We start from the raw sequence: 18,606 nt of genomic DNA on the forward strand, positions 1-18,606 counted from the left end.
CGGGCCTTGATGACCTATCCCGGACGCAAGCCCGGTGTGCCAGCGCCTCGGCTATACTGCCCCGATACCCTGACGACAACATTGCCGGACGCCTCATGCGCCATGGCAACAACCAGAACAAAGAGACAACAGGCATGCCTTCAGCAATCCGCCACAAGAACAAGACCCTGACGACCTTCCTGGCCACCGTGGCCGGCAGCATCGGCCTGCACCGCTTCTACCTGTACGGCGGACGCGACCGCTTCGGCTGGCTGCACATCCTGGCCATTCCGCTGTCGCTGGGCCTGATGGCGGCGCAACCGGAAGCTCCCTGGCTGTTCACTGCCCTGCCCTTCGTGCTATCCGCGCTGATCGCCTGCCTGGAAGCGCTGGTGATCGGTCTCACGCCTGACGAGAAATGGGATGCCCGGCACAATGCGGGCAGTGGCAAGACCTCGGAGTCGCACTGGATACTGGCGGTGATCCTGGTGCTCACCGTCGGCCTGGGCGCCATGGGCGTGATCGCCCTGCTGGCGCGCAGCTTCGACCTGCTCTTCACCGGCGGCGCCTTCGGCTGAACGCCAGTACGCCTGAACGCCTGAACGCACTCCCCAGAAAGACACAAGCCCGGAAAACCGCCAGTGCGGCTTTCCGGGCTGACGACTGACAGGCCGGATCAGAACTGGTCTTCGTCCAGCGCCATCACCGCCTGGCCACCCTCGACGATGGCCGTGCGATAGGCCAGCGCCTGCGGCAGGATCTGCTCGGCATAGAAACGCGCCGTGGCCAGCTTGGCTTGGTAGAACTTGCTGTCACCCTCGCCGGACTTGAGCCTGGAGGCCGACACCGCCGCCGCGCGCGCCATCTGCCAGCCGCCCAGCACCACGCCGGCCATCTTCAGGTAAGGCACGCTGCCGGCGAAAACCGCCTTGATGTCGCCCTTGACGTTGCCCACCACATAATCGACCACCTGTTCCAACGCATCGGCGGCCTCGGCCAGCCGCGTGGCGATGGGCTGCAATTGCGCATCGCCCTGCAACTCGGACACGGTCTGACGCACCTGACCCAGGATGCCCTTGGCCACTGCGCCACCATCGCGGGTGGTCTTGCGGCCGACCAGGTCATTGGCCTGGATGGCCGTAGTGCCCTCGTAGATCGGCAGGATGCGGGCATCGCGGTAATACTGCGCAGCGCCGGTCTCTTCGATGAAGCCCATGCCGCCATGCACCTGCACACCGGTGGAAGTGACATCGATGGACAGCTCGGTGATCCAGCCCTTGACGATGGGCACCAGGTATTCATAGAAAGCCTGATTGGCCTTGCGGGTGGCGTCGTCGTCGCTGAAATGGGCGGCATCCGAGGTGGCCGCGGCCACGTAGGCCAGCGCACGCGCCGCCTCGATCTGGGCGCGCATGGACATGAGCATGCGGCGCACGTCCGGCTGGCGGATGATGGCCACCGGCCCCGGCGAGCCTGCCAGGTCCCGCGACTGCACGCGGTCGCGGGCGTAGGCCACCGCCTGTTGATAGGCGCGCTCCGACACCGACAGACCCTGGATGCCCACGGCGAAGCGCGCCGCGTTCATCATGATGAACATGTATTCCAGGCCGCGATTCTCTTCGCCCACCAGCGTGCCGATAGCGCCACCATGGTCGCCGAACTGCAGCACGGCCGTCGGGCTGGCCTTGATGCCCAGCTTGTGTTCGATGGACACGCAATGCACGTCGTTGCGCTCGCCCAGCGAACCATCGGCATTGACCAGGAACTTGGGCACGACGAACAGCGAAATCCCCTTCACGCCTTCGGGTGCATTGGGGGTACGGGCCAGCACCAGATGGACGATGTTCTCGGCCATGTCGTGCTCACCGTAGGTGATGAAGATCTTGGTGCCGAAGAGCTTGTAGGTACCATCCCCTTCCGGCACGGCGCGGGTACGCACCAGCGCCAGGTCGGAGCCGGCCTGCGGCTCGGTCAGGTTCATGGTGCCGGTCCACTTGCCGGAGATGAAGTTGGCGATGAAGGTTTCCTTCTGCTGCTGGGTACCGGCCGTCATCAGCGCCTCGATGGTGCCATCGGTCAACAGCGGGCACAGCGCGAAGGACAGGTTGGCCGAGTTCAGCATCTCGATGCAAGGTGTGGCCAGCAGCTTGGGCAGGCCTTGTCCACCAAACTCCACCGGGTGCTGCACACCTTGCCAGCCGGCCTCGCCGAACTGCCGGAAGGCTTCCTTGAATCCAGGGCTGGTAGTCACCTTGCCATCGGCCCAGGAACTGGGTTGCTTGTCGGCCGGGTGATTCAGCGGGGCGATCACTTCGCTGCAGAACCTGGCGTTTTCCTCCAGGATGGCCTCGGCCGTCTCTGGCGTGGCATCGTCGCAGCCGGGCAGCGCATTGACGGCAGCCAGGCCGGCCAGTTCGTTCATGACGAACAACATATCCTTCACGGGCGCGGTGTAACTCATCTCCAACCTCCAATAGGGAACGCTCTTGCGGCATTCCTTGCTTGCATGAAAACACCCCGGCGAAAGCCGGGGCGGATACTGCTATGCGGGGTGATCAACCGAGCTGCTTGACCAGCTCCGGCACGACCTCGAAGAGGTCGCCCACCAGGCCGTAATCGGCCACCGAGAAGATCGGCGCTTCCTCGTCCTTGTTGATGGCGACGATGACCTTGGAGTCCTTCATCCCGGCCAGATGCTGGATCGCGCCGGAGATACCGACGGCAATGTACAGCTGCGGCGCCACGATCTTGCCGGTCTGGCCGACCTGCCAGTCGTTGGGCACGTAACCCGCATCCACAGCGGCGCGGGAGGCACCCATGGCGGCATTCAACTTGTCGGCCAGCGGTTCCAGGATCTTGAAGCTTTCCGACGAGCCCATGCCGCGGCCACCGGAGACGATGATCTTGGCGGCGGTCAGCTCAGGACGATCCGACTTGGCGACCTCACGGCCGACGAAGCTGGACTTGCCCGAATCGGCCACCGCCGGGATGCTCTCCACGGCCGCCGAACCACCTTGTGCAGCCGCATCGAAACCGGTGGTACGCACAGTGATGACCTTGATCGCATCGGTCGATTGCACGGTCGCGATGGCGTTGCCGGCGTAGATCGGACGCTCGAAGGTATCCGGCGAGTCGACCTTGGTGATCTCCGAAATCTGACCCACGTCCAGGCGGGCGGCCACGCGCGGCAGGATGTTCTTGCCGTAGGCGGTAGCGGGCGCCAGGATGTGGCTGTAATCCTTGGCAATGGCCAGGACCTGTTCGGCCACGTTCTCGGCCAGGCCATCGGCAAATTGCGCGCCATCGGCCAACAGGACCTTGGCCACACCGGCGACTTGCGCAACGGCGTCGGCCACGGCCTTGGCATTGGAACCGGCCACCAGCACGTGGACGTCACCACCGGCCTGCACGGCGGCGGTGATGGTGTTGAGGGTGCTGCCCTTGAGGCTGGCGTTGTCGTGTTCGGCAATAACGAGTGCGGTCATGATCAGATCACCTTGGCTTCATTTTTCAGTTTGGCGACCAGGGTCGCGACATCCGGCACCTTCACGCCGGCGCTGCGCTTGGCCGGCTCGGTGACCTTGAGCGTCTTCACGCGCGGGGTGACGTCCACGCCCAGTTCCTCGGGCTTGACGGTGTCCAGTTGCTTCTTCTTGGCCTTCATGATGTTGGGCAGCGTCACATAACGCGGCTCGTTCAGGCGCAGGTCGGTGGTGATGATGGCCGGCAGGGTCAGGGCCAGGGTTTCCAGGCCGCCGTCCACTTCGCGGGTCACGCTGACCTTGCCGTCTTCCAGCACGACCTTGGAGGCGAAGGTGGCTTGCGGCCAGCCCAGCAGGGCCGCCAGCATCTGGCCGGTCTGGTTGCAGTCGTCATCGATGGCCTGCTTGCCCAGGATGATCAGCTGCGGCTGCTCCTTCTCGGCCAGCGCCTTGAGGATCTTGGCCACGGCCAGCGGTTGCAGTTCCACATCGGCACCGACTTCGGCCAGGATGCCGCGATCGGCACCAATGGCCATGGCGGTGCGCAGGGTTTCCTGGCACTGGGTGACGCCGGCGGAAACGGCGATCACCTCGGTGACCTTGCCGCCTTCCTTGAGGCGCACGGCTTCTTCCACCGCGATTTCGTCAAACGGGTTCATCGACATCTTGACGTTGGCGATATCGACGCCGCTGCCGTCACTCTTGACGCGCACCTTGACGTTGTAATCCACGACGCGCTTGACTGGTACTAATACTTTCATCGCATGGCCCTTGCAAAAAGGAATTGACGTAAACGTAAACTTCCGCAGGATTATAAAAGCAAAACGAACTGCCTACCGTTTTTTAGCACGATCGTTCTTTTTAATGTTCGCAGCATACACCAAAGATTCACGTGAACGGAAGAGGAAAGGCTGCATAAGTGAAAAAAACTTCATGCAGCGGAATCGCCCGGAAACATACCTCCGGGCAATATCCGTGGGATCAGACTGCCAGGTGGGGAACCGGTTCGCCGTGCAGGCCGGCAATCAGGTTGGTGACGGCCAGTTCGGCCATGGCCAGGCGGGTTTCATGGGTGGCCGAACCGATGTGGGGCAAGGCCACCACGTTCGACAATGTCAGCAGGGGCGACTCGACTGGCAGCGGCTCGACCTCGAACACATCCAGGCCGGCGCCGTAGATGGTCTTGTCCTGCAGCGCCCGGATCAGCGCCGCCTCATCGACGATACGACCCCGCGAGGCATTGATGAAGATGGCACTGCGCTTCATCATCCCGAATTCGCGCGCGCCGATCATGCGCTCGGTGGCGGGCGTCAATGGCAGCATCAGGCAGACGAAATCGGCCTGCGCCAGCAGCTCTTCCTTGCTGACATAACGCACATCGAGTTCGCGCTCGGCCTCGGGATTGGGGCGGGTATTGTGATACAGGATGGGCATGCCGAAACCATGATGCGCCCGGCGCGCCACCGCGCTGCCGATGCGTCCCATGCCGATCAGGCCTAGGGTCTTGCCGTGCACGTTCACGCCGAACTGGGCCTCGCCGATACTGCCCTTCCACTGACCGGCCTTGACGTACCCGGCCAGCTCCACCACCCGGCGGGCGGTGGACAGGATCAGGGCAAAGATGGTGTCGGCGGTCGCCTCGGTCAGCACGCCGGGCGTATGCGCCAGCATCAGGCCGCGCTGGCGGAAATAATCCAGGTCGAAATTATCGACCCCGACCGAGATGGTGGAGGCGATCTTCAACTCCGGCGCGCCCTCCAGCATGGCATTGGTGATTGGCAGGCTGGCCCCGATCATGCCGTGCGCGGTCTTGAGCGCGGCGATGAAGTCGGCACGATTGGCCTCGGTGACGCGGTCGAACCAGCTCACGTCGAACGCCGACTGCAGCCGCTGCGCCAACGCTTCGGGCAATTTCTTGTAGACCACTACACGCTGCTTCATCGTATTTCCTGTTTGTTGAAACCTGGCGGAGGGCACTAGGCCGAAGCCGCCTCCAGCTCGGCCCGCGTGGGCAGGCCTTCCATATCGCCCACCACCTGGATGGCGAAGGCACCGATGCGGTTGCCCCGCATCACCGCCTGCTCCACCGGCAAGCCTTCCAGCATGCCGCTGATCACGCCCACGGCAAAGCCGTCACCGGCCCCCACGGTGTCGACCACTTCCTTGACCGCGACGCCGACCACCCTGCCCTCGCCCTGCGCATTGCGCCAGTAGGCGCCTTCTGCACCCAGCTTGATGACCACCATCTGCACGCCGCGTTCGAGATAGAAGGCGGCGATATCGCGCGCCTCGCAGTGGCCGGTCAGAATCCTGCCTTCGGCCAGGCCCGGCAACACCCAGTCAGCCTTGAAGGCCAACGCATTCAACTGCTGCGCCATCACTTCCTGCGAAGGCCATAGCATGGGCCGCAGGTTGGGGTCGAAGGAAATCGTCTTGCCCTGGTTGCGCATGAAGTCCATCGCATGATGGGCAAACGCCATGGTGCTGGCCGACAGCGCCGGTGCAATGCCGGTGGCATGCAAGTGCCGCGCCGCGCCGAAGTAGTCGGCATCGAAATCAGCCAGCGACAGATGACTGGCCGCCGAGCCCTTGCGGTAATACTCGATGGCCGGATCGGCCCCATCCACGGCCTTGGCCTTCAACTGGATGGCGGTACGGAATTCACTGTCGGTCAGTACACGACTGACATCCACGCCCTCCTGCGCCACCCGCTGGCGGATGAAACGCCCGAAGGCATCATTGCCCACCCGGCTGGCCCAGCCCACCTTCAGGCCCAGGCGCGCCAGCCCGATGGCCACATTGGTCTCGGCCCCGGCCAGGCGGCGCGTGTATTTTTCCACTTCCTCGAAGGGGCCGACCTCATCGGCCACCAGCAGTGCCAGGGCTTCACCCCAGGTCACCACATCCAGTTGCATCGTCATTGTTGTTGTCCTCAGACTGCCGCCAGCATGGCGACATGGCGGCGCGTGGTCTCTTCCAGATCGCTGCCCACCAGGGGAAATTCGATGGCCCGCAGGATGCCCGTGGGGAAATGCGCCAGCATGGCCTGCCAGTGGCTGTCCTGCGCCTGCAGCGGCACCGCCTTGAGCTTGCCGCGATCCTCCTGCACGCCCTTGCAATGCACGTAACGCACGTGCGGCGCCAGTGAACGCGCGGCGGTCTCGGGATCAACCCCCTGCCAGCGCCAGTTGCCCATGTCGAAGGTCATGCCGAAGGCATAGCCATTGCCGGTACACAGCGCCAGGAAGCTGACGATGGGCTCCAGCCGGCCACCTTGCGGAGTCTGGTCGTTTTCCAGCAGGACTTCGATGGGGGCGTGCGAGAGGAAGCGCAACAGCGACTGCAGATCGCTGCCTGCCGAGAAATGCCCCAGCGACACCTTCAGGAAACGCGCCCCCACCTCTTCGGCCTCGGCCATCGCCTGGGTCATCTGTTCGTGGTCAAAACGGCCATCGGCGCCGAACAGCTCCAGCGGTGCCGAATACACCGCGAACAGCTTGTGCTGCGCCAGCAGCTCACGCAGCGCCGTCAGGTCCTGCGGCCCATCGAACAGCTCGCGTCGTATCTCCAGACCCGCCGCCCCGGCCGCCGCCACCATCGGCACCAGATCGGCATGGCCGACCCGTCGCACCAGGTCGGCGCCATAGGCCGAAGCAGCGACCAGGACCGGGCTCACTTGATGGCTCCGGCGCCGATGAACTGCTTGGCCTCCGGCGTCTGCGGGTCGGCGAAGAACTCCTTGGAAGGACGGGCCTCCCACACCTTGCCCTGGTGCATGAAGACCGTCAGGTCCGCCACCCGGCGCGCAAACTCCATCTCGTGCGTCACCAGCAGCATGGTCATGCCGCCACGGGCCAGCTCTTCCATCACCTTCAGCACTTCGGCCGTCAATTCCGGGTCCAGCGCCGAGGTCACCTCATCGAACAGCATCACCTGCGGCTCCATGGCCAGCGAGCGGGCAATCGCCACGCGCTGCTGCTGACCACCCGAAAGCTGCTCGGGATAGGCGTCACGCTTGTGGTCCAGGCCGACCTGCTTCAAGACCTTGATGGCGGTCTCGCGGGCAGTCTCGGTGGCAGTCTTCTTCACGATGCGGGGTGACAGCATGATGTTCTCCTCCACGGTCAGGTGCGGAAAGAGATTGTAATGCTGGAACACCATGCCCACATCCTTGCGCAACTCGATCAGGTGTTCATGCTTGTTGGTCAGCTTGTGGCCGGCCACCGTAATGCTGCCGCCATCAATGGATTCCAGCCCGTTGATACAACGCAGCATGGTGCTCTTGCCGGACCCGGAACGGCCGATGATGGCCACCACCTGGCCGCGCTCGACCGACAGCGAAATGCCGTTCAACACCTGGTTGCTGCCGAAGCGCTTGGTGATGTTGTCAATTTCAACGATGGGCATGTAATTTCCTCTCTAAGGCAAAGCTGAAGCGCGACAGCGGATAGCAGAAAACGAAGTAGATACCGGCCACGATGGGGAAGACCAGGAAGGGCTGGAAGGTCGCATTGCTGACCAGCTTGCCGGCCTGGGCCAATTCCACCAGACCGATGATGGAGGCGATCGAAGTGTTCTTGACGATCTGCACCAGGAAGCCCACGGTAGGCGGCAGGGAAATGCGCACCGCCTGCGGCAGGATCACGTAGCGCAACTGCTGCCAGCGCGTCATCGCCAGCGCGGTCGAGGCTTCCCACTGCTGGACCGGCACGGCCTCGATGCAACCACGCCAGATCTCGCCCAGATAGGCGCTGGAGTAGATCGTCATGGCGATGGTGGCCGCCACCATCGGCGGCAGCTTGTAACCGAAGATCGCCAGCCCGTAGAAGGACAGGAACAGGATGATCAGCACCGGCGTGCCCTGGATGATCTGGATATAGACCGTCGAGAGCACGCGCAGCGCGCCGATATGGGAAGTGCGCATCAGCGCCACGATGAAGCCGGCGATGCCACCGCCCACGAAGGCCAGCACCGACAGCAACAGCGTCCACTGCGCCGCTTCCAGCAGGAAGATGAAGTTATCAAGGGAAAATTCGGCGAGCATTACATTCTCCTTGGACGCGCCACGCCCAGACGGCGACGGCGTTTGAAGACCACCAGGCCGATCAGCCAGAAGGCCAGTCGGAACAGCAATGCCAGCAGGATGTAGAGCACCATCACCACCAGGTAGATCTCGAAGCTGCGGAAGGTCTCGGCGTCCAGCAGGTTGGCCGTGGCCGTGAGTTCTTCCGCCGAAATCGCCGAGACGATACTGGAGGCCAGCATCATCAGCGTGAACTGGCTGGCCAGGGCCGGATAGACCTTTTCCAGCGCGGGCGTGAGCACCACGTGGCGGATCACCTGCCCGCGCGTCATGGCCAGCGCCTGCGCCGCCTCGATCTGCGAGGGATGGATGGCCATCATGCCGGCCCGCACGATCTCGGTCGAATAGGCCCCGAGGTTGACCGTCATCGCCACCAGCGCGGCAATGTTGGCATCGACCTGCACCCCGATCGAAGGCAGGCCGAAGAAGATGATGAACAGTTGCACCAGGAAAGGCGTGCTGCGGATCAGTTCCACATAGGACGTGACCGCAAAGCGCGCCGGCGCGCTGCCGTGGATGGAAATGATGGCGCCGAAGATACCCACCGCCAAACCGCAGATCATCGACAGCGCGCTCAAGCGTATGGTGAGCAGCGCGCCAACCAGCAACTGATCAAGATGCTGGAAGATGAACGCGAACTGAAAATCGTAATGCATCGTGTGCTCCTCCCACAAACCCGCGCCGGCGGTTACCTCCCGACCGGCGCGTGATCTGTTCTACCCAGGCTGCACCGCAGGGCCAGGCCTTGCGTGCAGCCGCTTCTGCCAGACCGGTTCCGTCAAATGCGACGCAACCGGCACCAGCCATCAGAACACCGGCAGGTTCGGCAGCGGGCCGGACCACTTGCGCGAGATCGCATCCAGTTCGCCATTGAGCTTGACGTAGTAGATGAAGTTGTTGAGCCACTGCTGCAGTTCGTACGAACCCTTGCGCACGGTCATCGAGTTCGGTTGCACCGAGTACGGGAACTTGACTTCGATCTTGCCCTGGCCACGCGACTTCACGATTTCATTGGCCATGGTGTTGGGAATCGAGATCGCATCGACCTGGTTCGACAGCAGGGCCTGGGTCACGGTGGAGTCATCCTCGAAGCGCACCAGTACGGTACCCGGAGGCGCCAGGCGGGTCAGCGCGGTATCGTTGGTCGAACCACGCGAGACACCCACCTTCTTCTTCACCAGGTCGTCCAGCTTCTTGTAGTTGGAACCGACCGGACCAACGATGGACAGCTCGAAACCGCTGTAGGGGATCGTGAACAGCACCGACTTGGCGCGCTCAGGCGTGGGCGCCAGGGTCGCGGCCAGCATGTCGACCTTGCCCGACTCCAGCGCCGGGATACGGGCCGGCGGCACCAGCGGCACGATTTCCACCGGCAGGCCCAGGTACTTGCCGATCAGGTTGGCCACATCCACGTCATAGCCGATGGGTACGCCCTTGGCATCGACCGAACCGAATGGCGGCGTGCCGCTGACCACGCCGATGGTGATCTTGCCCTTCTTGGTCAGCTCGGCGATGCTCTGCGCGCTGGCGCTGGCGGCACCGGCGACCGCGCAGGCGGCTGCCAGCGTCAGTGCGACGAATTTGGCGTTGAAAATCTTCTTGATGCTCATGTAGGTCTCCTGAATAGTTGCCGTGGTGACGGCAGTCCGTTTGGCTCGGAACCCCTCCCGCTGGTCGCCGGACGAATTCTTGTGCCCCTCTTTGTTACCGTTGCCTGCTTTGATCCCGCGATCCCAGGTCTGTGGCCCGGCCGCCAGGCCGGGATTGCTGCTCTTGACGAACACCGACGGCATTTGATCCTCCGTCCTGTTTTAAGGTCTTACCAGCAGCGCGTATACACGCCCTGCCGTTGGTACCGGTTCCAGCGCCGCGTTAAGCCGTGGCGTACTGGAGCGTGTTCGTCGTGTGGATTTTTTCGCTGATGCCTGCCGCCCGGGCGCGCTCTGGATGGCCGTCCAGGCTGGCCGATGACCCGCGATGGATCAGTCGCCCATCCAGCAGGAGTTCCATGCGCACCGAACGCTCGCCCTGAATACGCACCAAGAGGCGCTCGATGGCGGTAAAGCCGATTTCGTAAGTCGGTTGTTCGATGGTACTGATGCCGCTACCGACCAGCGGCGACCAGGCCAGTTCATCGAAGCACAACAGCCCCAGGTCATCGGGGAAGCGCAGCTTCATGCTCTGCAAGGCCAGCGCGATCTGTAGCGACACCATGCCGTTGCCGGCCAGGATCGCCACCCGTCCCTGGCTGCCGGCTGCCGCGCGCCGCAGGAAGAACTCGCGCAACACCGTGGCCACATGGCCCGGCTGCTCCAGGTCCACTTCCAGCGTCTCGCCATGGCAATCGGGCCGCTCCGACATCGCCTGCAGGAACCCGGCCTGCCGCCCCTGGCGCGAACTCACGCCATACAGCGGCTGCACCACCAGCGCGATATCGGTATAACCCTGCGCCAGCAGGTGGCGCGTCCCCAACTGCGCGGCCTTCACGTTATCGAGGCCCACCAGGTCGAAGTCACAACCCTCCACATGGCGGTCCAGCAGCACCACCGGAAAGGCCGCCTGCCCCAGCTCACGCAGCGGCGTCACATTGCGCCCCTGAGTATTGAACAGCAGGCCTTCCACGCTGTAGGAATGCAGTGCCGCCAGCGATTGCTTCTCGCGAGCCTCGTCGTTACCGGTGTTGCACAGCATGAGCGTATAGCCATGCTTCTGGCAGGCCGCCTCGGCGCCATGCAGCACCGCCACCGAATAGGGATTGAGGATATCGGCCACCAGCATGCCGATGAGCCGCGTCCGTCCGCCTTTGAGACCACGCGCCATCTGGCTGGGCTGATAGCCCAGGCGCGCAATGGTCTTGCCGATCTGGTCGCGCAGTCGCACCGACAGCGCGTCGAACTCGCCGCCCAGGTAACGCGATACGCTGGTCTTGGACACCCCGGCCTCCTGCGCAACCTCTGCGATGGTGACCCGGTCGGTGCCGGTCTTGATGCTTTGTCTCACTGTTGCCCGCCAAATCGTTGTACTGCGTGGGTTGATTTGTGCTTCAGGTTCCGGGCTGCTCATTTATTTGAATCTTTTGGAACCGGTTCCAAGATAGCAGTGACAATTGCTCCGGTCAAACCAATTTCACATGAAAAATTTGACGGACCGAGATGAAGTTCGCCCCGCATTTCCTGCCAGCAAAAGCGGGCTGCGGAATTGCAACGCTCGCCGCGCCCCTTCTCTCCCTTGCAAACCCTTGCCCATGCTGCACTGCATTGCCTGTGTTCCACCAAGGCCTGCACGGCCAACTTGTTCCAGACCGGAAAAGTCTATTGCTTCGCACACAGATGAGATATCATGAATAATAATTATTCTCATTATTATCAGAAAATATGCCTTTGCTTTCACCTGGCGCCCTCGCCGTCCTGCTCGCATTCTCATCTGCTGGTGCCTACGCCCAGACTGTCGCCCCGGTCACGGCCCCAAATGACACCGCCACTACCGCAACATCTCAACTGCCCACGGTGGACGTGGTTGCCGACGGCGTGAACGACACCCAGTTCAAGGCCACGCGGACCCAGGTCAACAAATCCGACACCCCACTGTCGCAGACCCCGCAGTCGGTCTCCGTGGTCACCCGCGCCATGCTGGACAGCCAGCAAGCCGTGTCCCTGGCCGACGCCCTGGAAAACGTCCCCGGCGTGGTGGCGCAGCAATATGGCCGACGCGGCTGGGACGACCTGATCATCCGCGGCCAGGTCGCCTCCGATTCGCTCTACCTGGATGGCTTGCGCACCACCGCCAGCTCGCGCGTGGCCGAGCAGCTGTTCGGGCTGCAGCAGGTGGAAGTGCTCAAGGGACCGGGCTCCCTGCTCTATGGCCTGGTGCTGCCGGGCGGGCTGGTCAACATGGTCAGCAAGCGCCCGCAGGGGACGGACTTCGCCAACGTCGACGTGACCGCAGGCAGCCACAACTTCTACCAGACCACGGTGGATCTCAACAAATCGCTGTCGGAGAACGGCAAGCAGGCCTTCCGCATCAATGGCCTGATTTCCAATTCGGACGATGCTACCGACCACGTCTGGTTCAAGAACCGCTACATCGCTCCTTCGCTCTCGCTGGACCTGGGTGCGCGCACCGACTTCACCATCCTGACCAGCTACCAGGAACGCAACTACGTGCGCCAGCAAGGCCTGCCGCTGTCCGGTTCGATCAACTCCAACGTCAACGGCGCCCTGCCGCGCAGCCTCTTCATCGGCGAACCGGGTGCGCGCCCCTATGCCGCCAACGAGACCCGCATCGGCTATGCCCTGACACACCGCTTCGACGATGGCTGGACGCTCAACAACAATGTGCGCTACCAGCAGTTCGAGATGAGCGGACAGGTCATCACCAACAACGCGCTCGCCAGCACCAGCCGCAACCTCACCCGCCAGGCCACCGACCAGACCTTCGAAGGCCAGACCTTCACGATGGACACCAACGTACAGCGCAGCTTCAACACCGTGCTGGGCAAGCACGAGATCACCCTCGGCACGGACTACCTGAATTCCCGCGAAGACAACCTGTCCTACACCTGCAGCATTGCTGCGCTCAATGTGTATAACCCGGTCTATGGCGCGCGCATGACCTGCCCCACTGCGGCCACCACCAACACCTCCACCACGGTGCGCGACACCGGCCTGTATGCACGCGACAAGATCAGCTTCGGCCAGCGCTGGCAACTGCTGACCGGACTGCGCTACGACAACGCCTCCACCTATTCCACCAACCAGCGCACCGGCACCCACACCGACAACCCGTCCAGCGCCACCACCGGCTCGGCTGCGCTGATGGTCGAGGTACTGCAGGGCGTGCGCCCCTACATCAGCTATGCCACCTCGTTCTATCCCAACAGCGGCACCGATGTCAGCGGCGGCACCTTCGAGCCCGAGACCGGCAAGCAATGGGAAGCAGGCGTGAAGTTCGATCTCGACGAAGGCCGCACCAGCCTCAACGTCGCCGTATTCGACCTGCGCCGTCGCAACGTGCTGGTGAGCGATCCGGTCAATACCGGCTTCAACATCGCGGTGGGCGAACAACGTTCGCAAGGCGGCGAGATCAGCATCACCTCCGACCTGCGCAACGGCCTGAGCCTGAATGCCGGTTATTCCTACACTGCTGCCATCGTCACCGACGACGGCGGACAACGCAGCACCACGGTCGGCCAGTGGCTGGACAACGTCCCGCGCCACAACTTCACCGCCAGCGCCCGCTACCGCCTCAAGGGCGAACTCAGTGGTTGGGAATTGAATGGCGGAGTGCATGGCCAGAGCATGATGCGCACCAACGGCTACACCCTCCCCGGCTACGTCCTCACCGATGCCGGCGTAGCCTACAACGCCGAACGCTGGCGCGCCGCGCTGAACGTGAAGAACATCTTCAACACCCACTACTATGCCGGCGGCCTGGCGAAGGCGGTGGCGCTGGGGGATGATCGGACCGTGATGCTGACGCTGGGGTATCGGTACTAAGACCGTTATCCATTCCCGCGCATTGAAGACGGCCGCTTGATAAGAGCGGCCGTTTTTTCGTTCTACATATTGTTTGAAGAAACTGTACTTTTTTAACGTGATGCCTGGGGTAGATCGATTGATGCGCAAGGTCGCGTCATCATGCGCACTCACCCGCCCCAGACAATCAAGGAAAAGAAGACCAATGAGACCGCACCTGCTTCTGTCATTGTCCCTATCATTTGTCAGCATCGCCACGACGGCTCCGGCATGGCCCACTGGTCCGCTGGAAGACGATATCCGTGCTTTGAAACAGACCTCGGTCTTCGCCATAGGCCAGGTCGGCTTCATCGGCCACATCAGCGAAAGCGAGCAACGTTATCGCCGCATCCTGCAAAACCCCACCGCGCTGGAAGATTTCCGGCGCATGCTCGATGACGACAGCGCCACCGATGAAGCCAGGCTCTACGCCGCCTGCGGCGTCCGTGCGCTGGCTGCGAGCGAGTTCGATACTCTCACCAGGACCTTGCGTCTTTCCGGCAGGTCAGTGTCCATATTGCGTACCGACATCCTCAAGCGCGAGCCGCTGCAATATCAGTTGCGCATGATTGGGGAATCCGGCTGCAACGACGCCTACTGGCGATGAGCGTGGGACGGGAAATCGAAGAAGAGCAAACAGGAAGTCACTCCACCCGCATTCTCAGCGGAAAGACAACCAGAAAGAAAACAGGCAGACTCCTTGCGAAGTCCGCCTGAAAAAAATTTCGATGGCGCCGATGACGAAACAAAGTGACGGTCATTTCAATCTTGGCAGGAATCCAATGCATGCGATCTCGGTAGATTGCAGCTGGACCGCAATATCACATCCTTACTTTCGCATGTGCTCCAGTACCCACCGTTGCAGACTTGCCGTATCGTCCATGTCTCCGGCATAGATGAAATGCGGAACCAGGGCCTCATTACTGCGCCGAGCTCGCCCGCGATATACCTTCAACGGCAACCACATCATCAATCCGCTAGGCAAGTGCAATTGGGTAACGTCAAGATAATTGGTATCGGCGCTAGTCGACTCACCAAAATGTAACGCGCCTGGAATACGCAATACGGCATCGGCGAAATCGAGGCAGGCACTCGCACAAAACGCGTCCGTGACCAGTCCTACTCGCCCCCTAAAAGGCAAGCCCTGCTCGCTGAGGGCGCCCGTATACTCGTCCTCGAGCCAATTGAGGCCACGAGCATGTGCTTCCCGCATCTTCGCAAGTAGCTTACTAATGGATCGAAAATCGGGACCTGTCTCACCTTCAAGCGTTCGAAAGCGATCAACATGCGCTTGCAAGGTGTTGATTGCAATGTCTGACACCCGCCATGAAGCACTGACACCCTCTGGCTCGGGCGGTATATCCTGTTTCAATAGTGCACGCAGGATACGATCACCTATACCGCTATTGCCTCCATTATTGCCTCGCGTATCCAGAACAACCACATCTGCAGTATCGAGCTGCCGAATCTGCTCCAGCAGGAGTTCGAGTTGAGCAAGTCCAGATTGATCTAACTGGAAATCAGAAACATTGATCCAGTAAACGCCCCCGCCCATGGCATGCAACCTTTGGGGATGGCTCAACATTCCATATGCACGCCGGAAGCCTTCGTCTCCCTTGCGCCAGAGCATGCTGAAACGTGCGTGTCTTCCATCGGGCATCTCGGCCAAGCACGACTGGCTACGTTTAGACTTCCATAACGGCTCGAACGGAATCTCCAGCGTTAAATGTGCGGCCAACTTACGCCGCACACTCGGCAAAAAAATGCGGCGATCCGTAAATGGCAGGATGTGTTCTCTGACAAGTGTTGAAACTGCCAGGCCATCACATTCCAGTATTTTTGCGCCTACAGGCGGCAAGGCAACCGGCCAATGACGTGCCCGCTCCGCGACGAAGAAATCACCATCGCGCTCCTGCGTAATCCATCCCGCCCAAGAAATTTTTCCCAGGTGCTCTGGGTCTGGCGCCACCACGAGATGCCCATCCCTGAAGCCCACCGCATAAAAACGCAAGGCAGCCAATGCTTGGCGTTCATTGGATGCCGTTGCGGCCAGCGCCTGAGCTTGAGCATATCCATCGTCCAGCCAAGCATGAAAGTCGGTATCGCTCCTATCCAGTATGGCGGGATGCGCAGAGTCGATCGCTTGGCGCATGAAGGCCAAGTCACGGCGCGCCACCATCGCCCATGCTGTCCCCTCGTTATCTTCTTGTAGATGTATTCTTTCTGTAGCCATGCCCTCCCCCAATGTTGCAACCACAACGATGAACAATTTAAAAAATTTCTTACTCACATACTTCAAGTCAATCACGCAACACCCCTTCGATTAAGTTCGAGGCATCTCTGGTAACGGCATCCGGTTAATCACATCAAAGCCGTAGCTGAGTTCTACAAGCAGCAGGTCAAACACGAAAGCCGAAAACAAAGTGAAATTATTCCGATCAGAAAATGCTTGGCGCACGCCACCCCTGCATCCAAGTCCGCCGCGCGACTGCTTGTCTCGGGCGAGGAAAGCGCTTGCATACCATCAGGCAAGGCAGAAAATTGGCGCGTATGCACTTGGAATGACCTACGAAGTCGGAAGGATGTATGCCTACTTCAAAAGGACATCTGAGGCGAGAGCATCGCTGGCGTAGCCGTCATTTTCATGAAGAATGAGAATCTATCGCAAATAGGAATTGGTTTAACAACTTCTGCTTAAGATCGCCATAACTCAGAAGAAATTCGCAGAAGTTAGCCCAACGCGATAACACACCGGCTGGGAGGGCAACATGGTTTCACGCCGCGCTGGCAGCCTGAATCGATATCTAGCGAAAAGAGAGTAGACATCCCCAGGACCGTGCAACGGCCCGAAAAGAAAGCAGGCGAACTCCTCGCGAAGTCCGCCTGAAAAGAAGGCCAGAAGGAGCCTATGACGAAACTGAACGACGTTCATTTCAATCTCGGCCCTGATGGTAGTCAGCCTCTCCCGCCCAAGGCAAATCCGCACGGCGGATTAGCTCCATAAATAACGTAAATGATTTGCCCGGCGTGCCGCCAGCGCTCTCGCGTTTGGTGCATGACTGGCCGCAAACCCTTGACTGAAGCGGCTTTTCGCCTCATGCAAGTGCACCGCCCGGAGGCGCCGTGCGCGATTACGGAGCGCTCTACTCATTATTACTAATATTCATTGGGACAATTCCTAAATAGAATTTGACCCTGCTTTGACCGAGGATGACACTCAGCTACCTTCTTTCAACCAAAGTGGTGTGCCATGAATTCGATTACGCTCGATGTTTATCCCGTCCAGAAGAAAGTCGTCACCGCCGCGCCGCCGCATGCGGACTCCCCCGAAATGGATGTCCTCATCGAGGAAGTGACCGCCCGTCGGGATGAATTCGACCAGCTCGGCCACGTGCCGCGCGACATCGTCGCGACGATGAAGAAGGCCGGCATCTTCCGTAGCGGCACGCCGCGCAAGTTCGGCGGTGAGGCCCTGGCACCGGCGGCCTTCCTGGCCATGGTCGAGCGCATCTCCAAGGCCGATGGCTCGGCCGGCTGGGTCGCCGCCTTCGGTTCGGCCAACACCTATCTGGCCGCCCTGCCGATTGAAACACAACGCAAGATCTACGCCGATGGTCCCGACCAGGTCTATGCCGGCGGCCTCTATCCGCTGCAGGAAGCCAAGGCCGTCCCCGGCGGCTGGGAAATCACCGGACGCTGGCACTTCGCCAGCGGCTGCAAGGGCGCCGACTGGATCGGCGTGGGCATCAAGGACAACACCGGTGCCGATGACGGCACGCAAAAACCGGCGCTCATGGCCGTCATGCCGGCACAGGAAGTGGAGATCATCGACAACTGGAACGTGGTCGGCATGCAAGGCACCGGCAGCCACGACACCCGCCTCAAGGACAAGTTCGTCGCCCATGAATGGACCTGCGCACGCGGCGCCGCCGGCCTGATCGATGAACCCCTGTATCGCTACCCGGCACTGGCCTACCAGGCCGAGGTGCATGCCGCCGTCAACATCGGCCTGGCCCGCGCCGCGCTGGACATCGTCACCGACATGGCCGGCGGCGCCAAGATCATGCCCGGCGCACTGCGACTGGCCGACCGCGCCTACTACAAGATCAAGCTGGGCCTATCCGAAGCCAAGTGGCGCAGCGCCCGCATGTTCTTCTACGACGCCTGCGAACAGGCCTGGGAACAGATCGTGGCCGGCAATCCCATCACCGAAGAGATCGACATGATGCTCAAGCTCTCCGCCACCTATGCCGCCCGGGTCTCGATGGAAGTGGTCAACGACGCCTACCAGGCGGCCGGCATGGCGGCCATCCAGCGCACCCACCGCATGCAACGCATCGTGCGCGACGCGATGGTGGTCACCCAGCACGCAGCACTATCGGAACTGAACTACGAAAGCGCTGGCGCGTTTTTTGCAAAGCTGGGGATCAAGCGCTAAGGCGCATTCCCTTCTCAAGTCTTGCCTGCGCATCGCTCGCCGCCGCAAGCATCCGTGACGTTTTTGCCTTTGTTACTGCTGTGCCTGCCAACTCCACTGGCGTTTCACCCA

The 18,606-nt window shown here is 61.5% G+C and carries 16 protein-coding genes; 4 read left to right on the forward strand and 12 right to left on the reverse strand.

Translation table 11 applies throughout. The annotated features are described in order from the left end of the window. Nucleotides 1–134: 134 nt before the first annotated feature. Nucleotides 135–557, forward strand: a complete 423-nt coding sequence (locus I5R65_RS05735; protein ID WP_180667144.1) for a hypothetical protein — start codon at nt 135–137, stop codon at nt 555–557. A gap of 98 nt (nt 558–655) precedes the next feature. Here the strand turns inward: I5R65_RS05735 and I5R65_RS05740 are convergent, their stop codons facing one another. From I5R65_RS05740 to I5R65_RS05790, 11 genes are all read right to left on the reverse strand, one after another. Beyond that, on the reverse strand, nt 656–2,440 hold the full coding sequence (locus I5R65_RS05740) for an acyl-CoA dehydrogenase (protein WP_180667142.1): 1,785 nt from the start codon (nt 2,438–2,440) through the stop codon (nt 656–658). 94 nt (nt 2,441–2,534) lie between these two features. Then, complete coding sequence (locus I5R65_RS05745) at nt 2,535–3,464, reverse strand: electron transfer flavoprotein subunit alpha/FixB family protein (RefSeq protein WP_180667140.1); 930 nt, start codon at nt 3,462–3,464, stop codon at nt 2,535–2,537. 2 nt (nt 3,465–3,466) lie between these two features. Further along, the gene (locus I5R65_RS05750) at nt 3,467–4,222 is read right to left on the reverse strand and encodes an electron transfer flavoprotein subunit beta/FixA family protein (protein ID WP_006462401.1); all 756 of its coding nucleotides are present in this window, start codon (nt 4,220–4,222) and stop codon (nt 3,467–3,469) included. Nucleotides 4,223–4,442: 220 nt separating this feature from the next. Continuing rightward, on the reverse strand, nt 4,443–5,402 hold the full coding sequence (locus I5R65_RS05755; protein ID WP_180667138.1) for a D-glycerate dehydrogenase: 960 nt from the start codon (nt 5,400–5,402) through the stop codon (nt 4,443–4,445). A 35-nt stretch (nt 5,403–5,437) separates the two neighbouring features. Then, nucleotides 5,438–6,382, reverse strand: coding sequence for a sugar kinase (locus I5R65_RS05760; RefSeq protein WP_180667136.1), 945 nt, complete (start codon nt 6,380–6,382; stop codon nt 5,438–5,440). 11 nt (nt 6,383–6,393) lie between these two features. Then, nucleotides 6,394–7,137, reverse strand: coding sequence for a sugar phosphate isomerase (locus I5R65_RS05765; protein ID WP_180667134.1), 744 nt, complete (start codon nt 7,135–7,137; stop codon nt 6,394–6,396). Continuing rightward, complete coding sequence (locus I5R65_RS05770; protein ID WP_180667132.1) at nt 7,134–7,868, reverse strand: amino acid ABC transporter ATP-binding protein; 735 nt, start codon at nt 7,866–7,868, stop codon at nt 7,134–7,136. Before I5R65_RS05770 ends, I5R65_RS05765 begins: the two co-directional genes overlap by 4 nt. Beyond that, nucleotides 7,855–8,505, reverse strand: a complete 651-nt coding sequence (locus I5R65_RS05775; protein WP_006462396.1) for an amino acid ABC transporter permease — start codon at nt 8,503–8,505, stop codon at nt 7,855–7,857. The genes I5R65_RS05770 and I5R65_RS05775 overlap by 14 nt, the downstream gene beginning before the upstream one ends. After that, nucleotides 8,505–9,200 carry an amino acid ABC transporter permease gene (locus I5R65_RS05780; RefSeq protein WP_006462395.1) on the reverse strand — a complete coding sequence of 232 codons (696 nt, stop codon included), beginning with the start codon at nt 9,198–9,200 and terminating at the stop codon, nt 8,505–8,507. The genes I5R65_RS05775 and I5R65_RS05780 overlap by 1 nt, the downstream gene beginning before the upstream one ends. A gap of 150 nt (nt 9,201–9,350) precedes the next feature. Beyond that, nucleotides 9,351–10,154, reverse strand: coding sequence for a transporter substrate-binding domain-containing protein (locus I5R65_RS05785; protein ID WP_006462394.1), 804 nt, complete (start codon nt 10,152–10,154; stop codon nt 9,351–9,353). 262 nt (nt 10,155–10,416) lie between these two features. Beyond that, nucleotides 10,417–11,544, reverse strand: coding sequence for a LacI family DNA-binding transcriptional regulator (locus tag I5R65_RS05790; RefSeq protein WP_180667130.1), 1,128 nt, complete (start codon nt 11,542–11,544; stop codon nt 10,417–10,419). 374 nt (nt 11,545–11,918) lie between these two features. Between I5R65_RS05790 and I5R65_RS05795 the strand changes: the two genes are divergently transcribed. Continuing rightward, nucleotides 11,919–14,039: a TonB-dependent siderophore receptor gene (locus tag I5R65_RS05795; RefSeq protein WP_180667128.1), complete on the forward strand. Its 2,121-nt coding sequence runs from the start codon at nt 11,919–11,921 to the stop codon at nt 14,037–14,039. A gap of 184 nt (nt 14,040–14,223) precedes the next feature. Beyond that, nucleotides 14,224–14,664, forward strand: a complete 441-nt coding sequence (gene mchS3, locus I5R65_RS05800) for an MchS3 family protein (RefSeq protein WP_180667125.1) — start codon at nt 14,224–14,226, stop codon at nt 14,662–14,664. Nucleotides 14,665–14,886: 222 nt separating this feature from the next. Here mchS3 and I5R65_RS05805 read toward each other — a convergent pair whose 3' ends face one another. Further along, nucleotides 14,887–16,365, reverse strand: coding sequence for a S41 family peptidase (locus tag I5R65_RS05805; protein WP_180667123.1), 1,479 nt, complete (start codon nt 16,363–16,365; stop codon nt 14,887–14,889). A gap of 942 nt (nt 16,366–17,307) precedes the next feature. Here I5R65_RS05805 and I5R65_RS05810 point away from each other — a divergent pair. Then, the gene (locus tag I5R65_RS05810; protein ID WP_180667121.1) at nt 17,308–18,495 is read left to right on the forward strand and encodes an acyl-CoA dehydrogenase family protein; all 1,188 of its coding nucleotides are present in this window, start codon (nt 17,308–17,310) and stop codon (nt 18,493–18,495) included. The last annotated feature ends 111 nt before the right edge of the window (nt 18,496–18,606 follow it).

It is taken from the genome of Herbaspirillum sp. AP02 (assembly GCF_015767275.1).
Classification (GTDB): Bacteria; Pseudomonadota; Gammaproteobacteria; order Burkholderiales; family Burkholderiaceae_D; genus Herbaspirillum.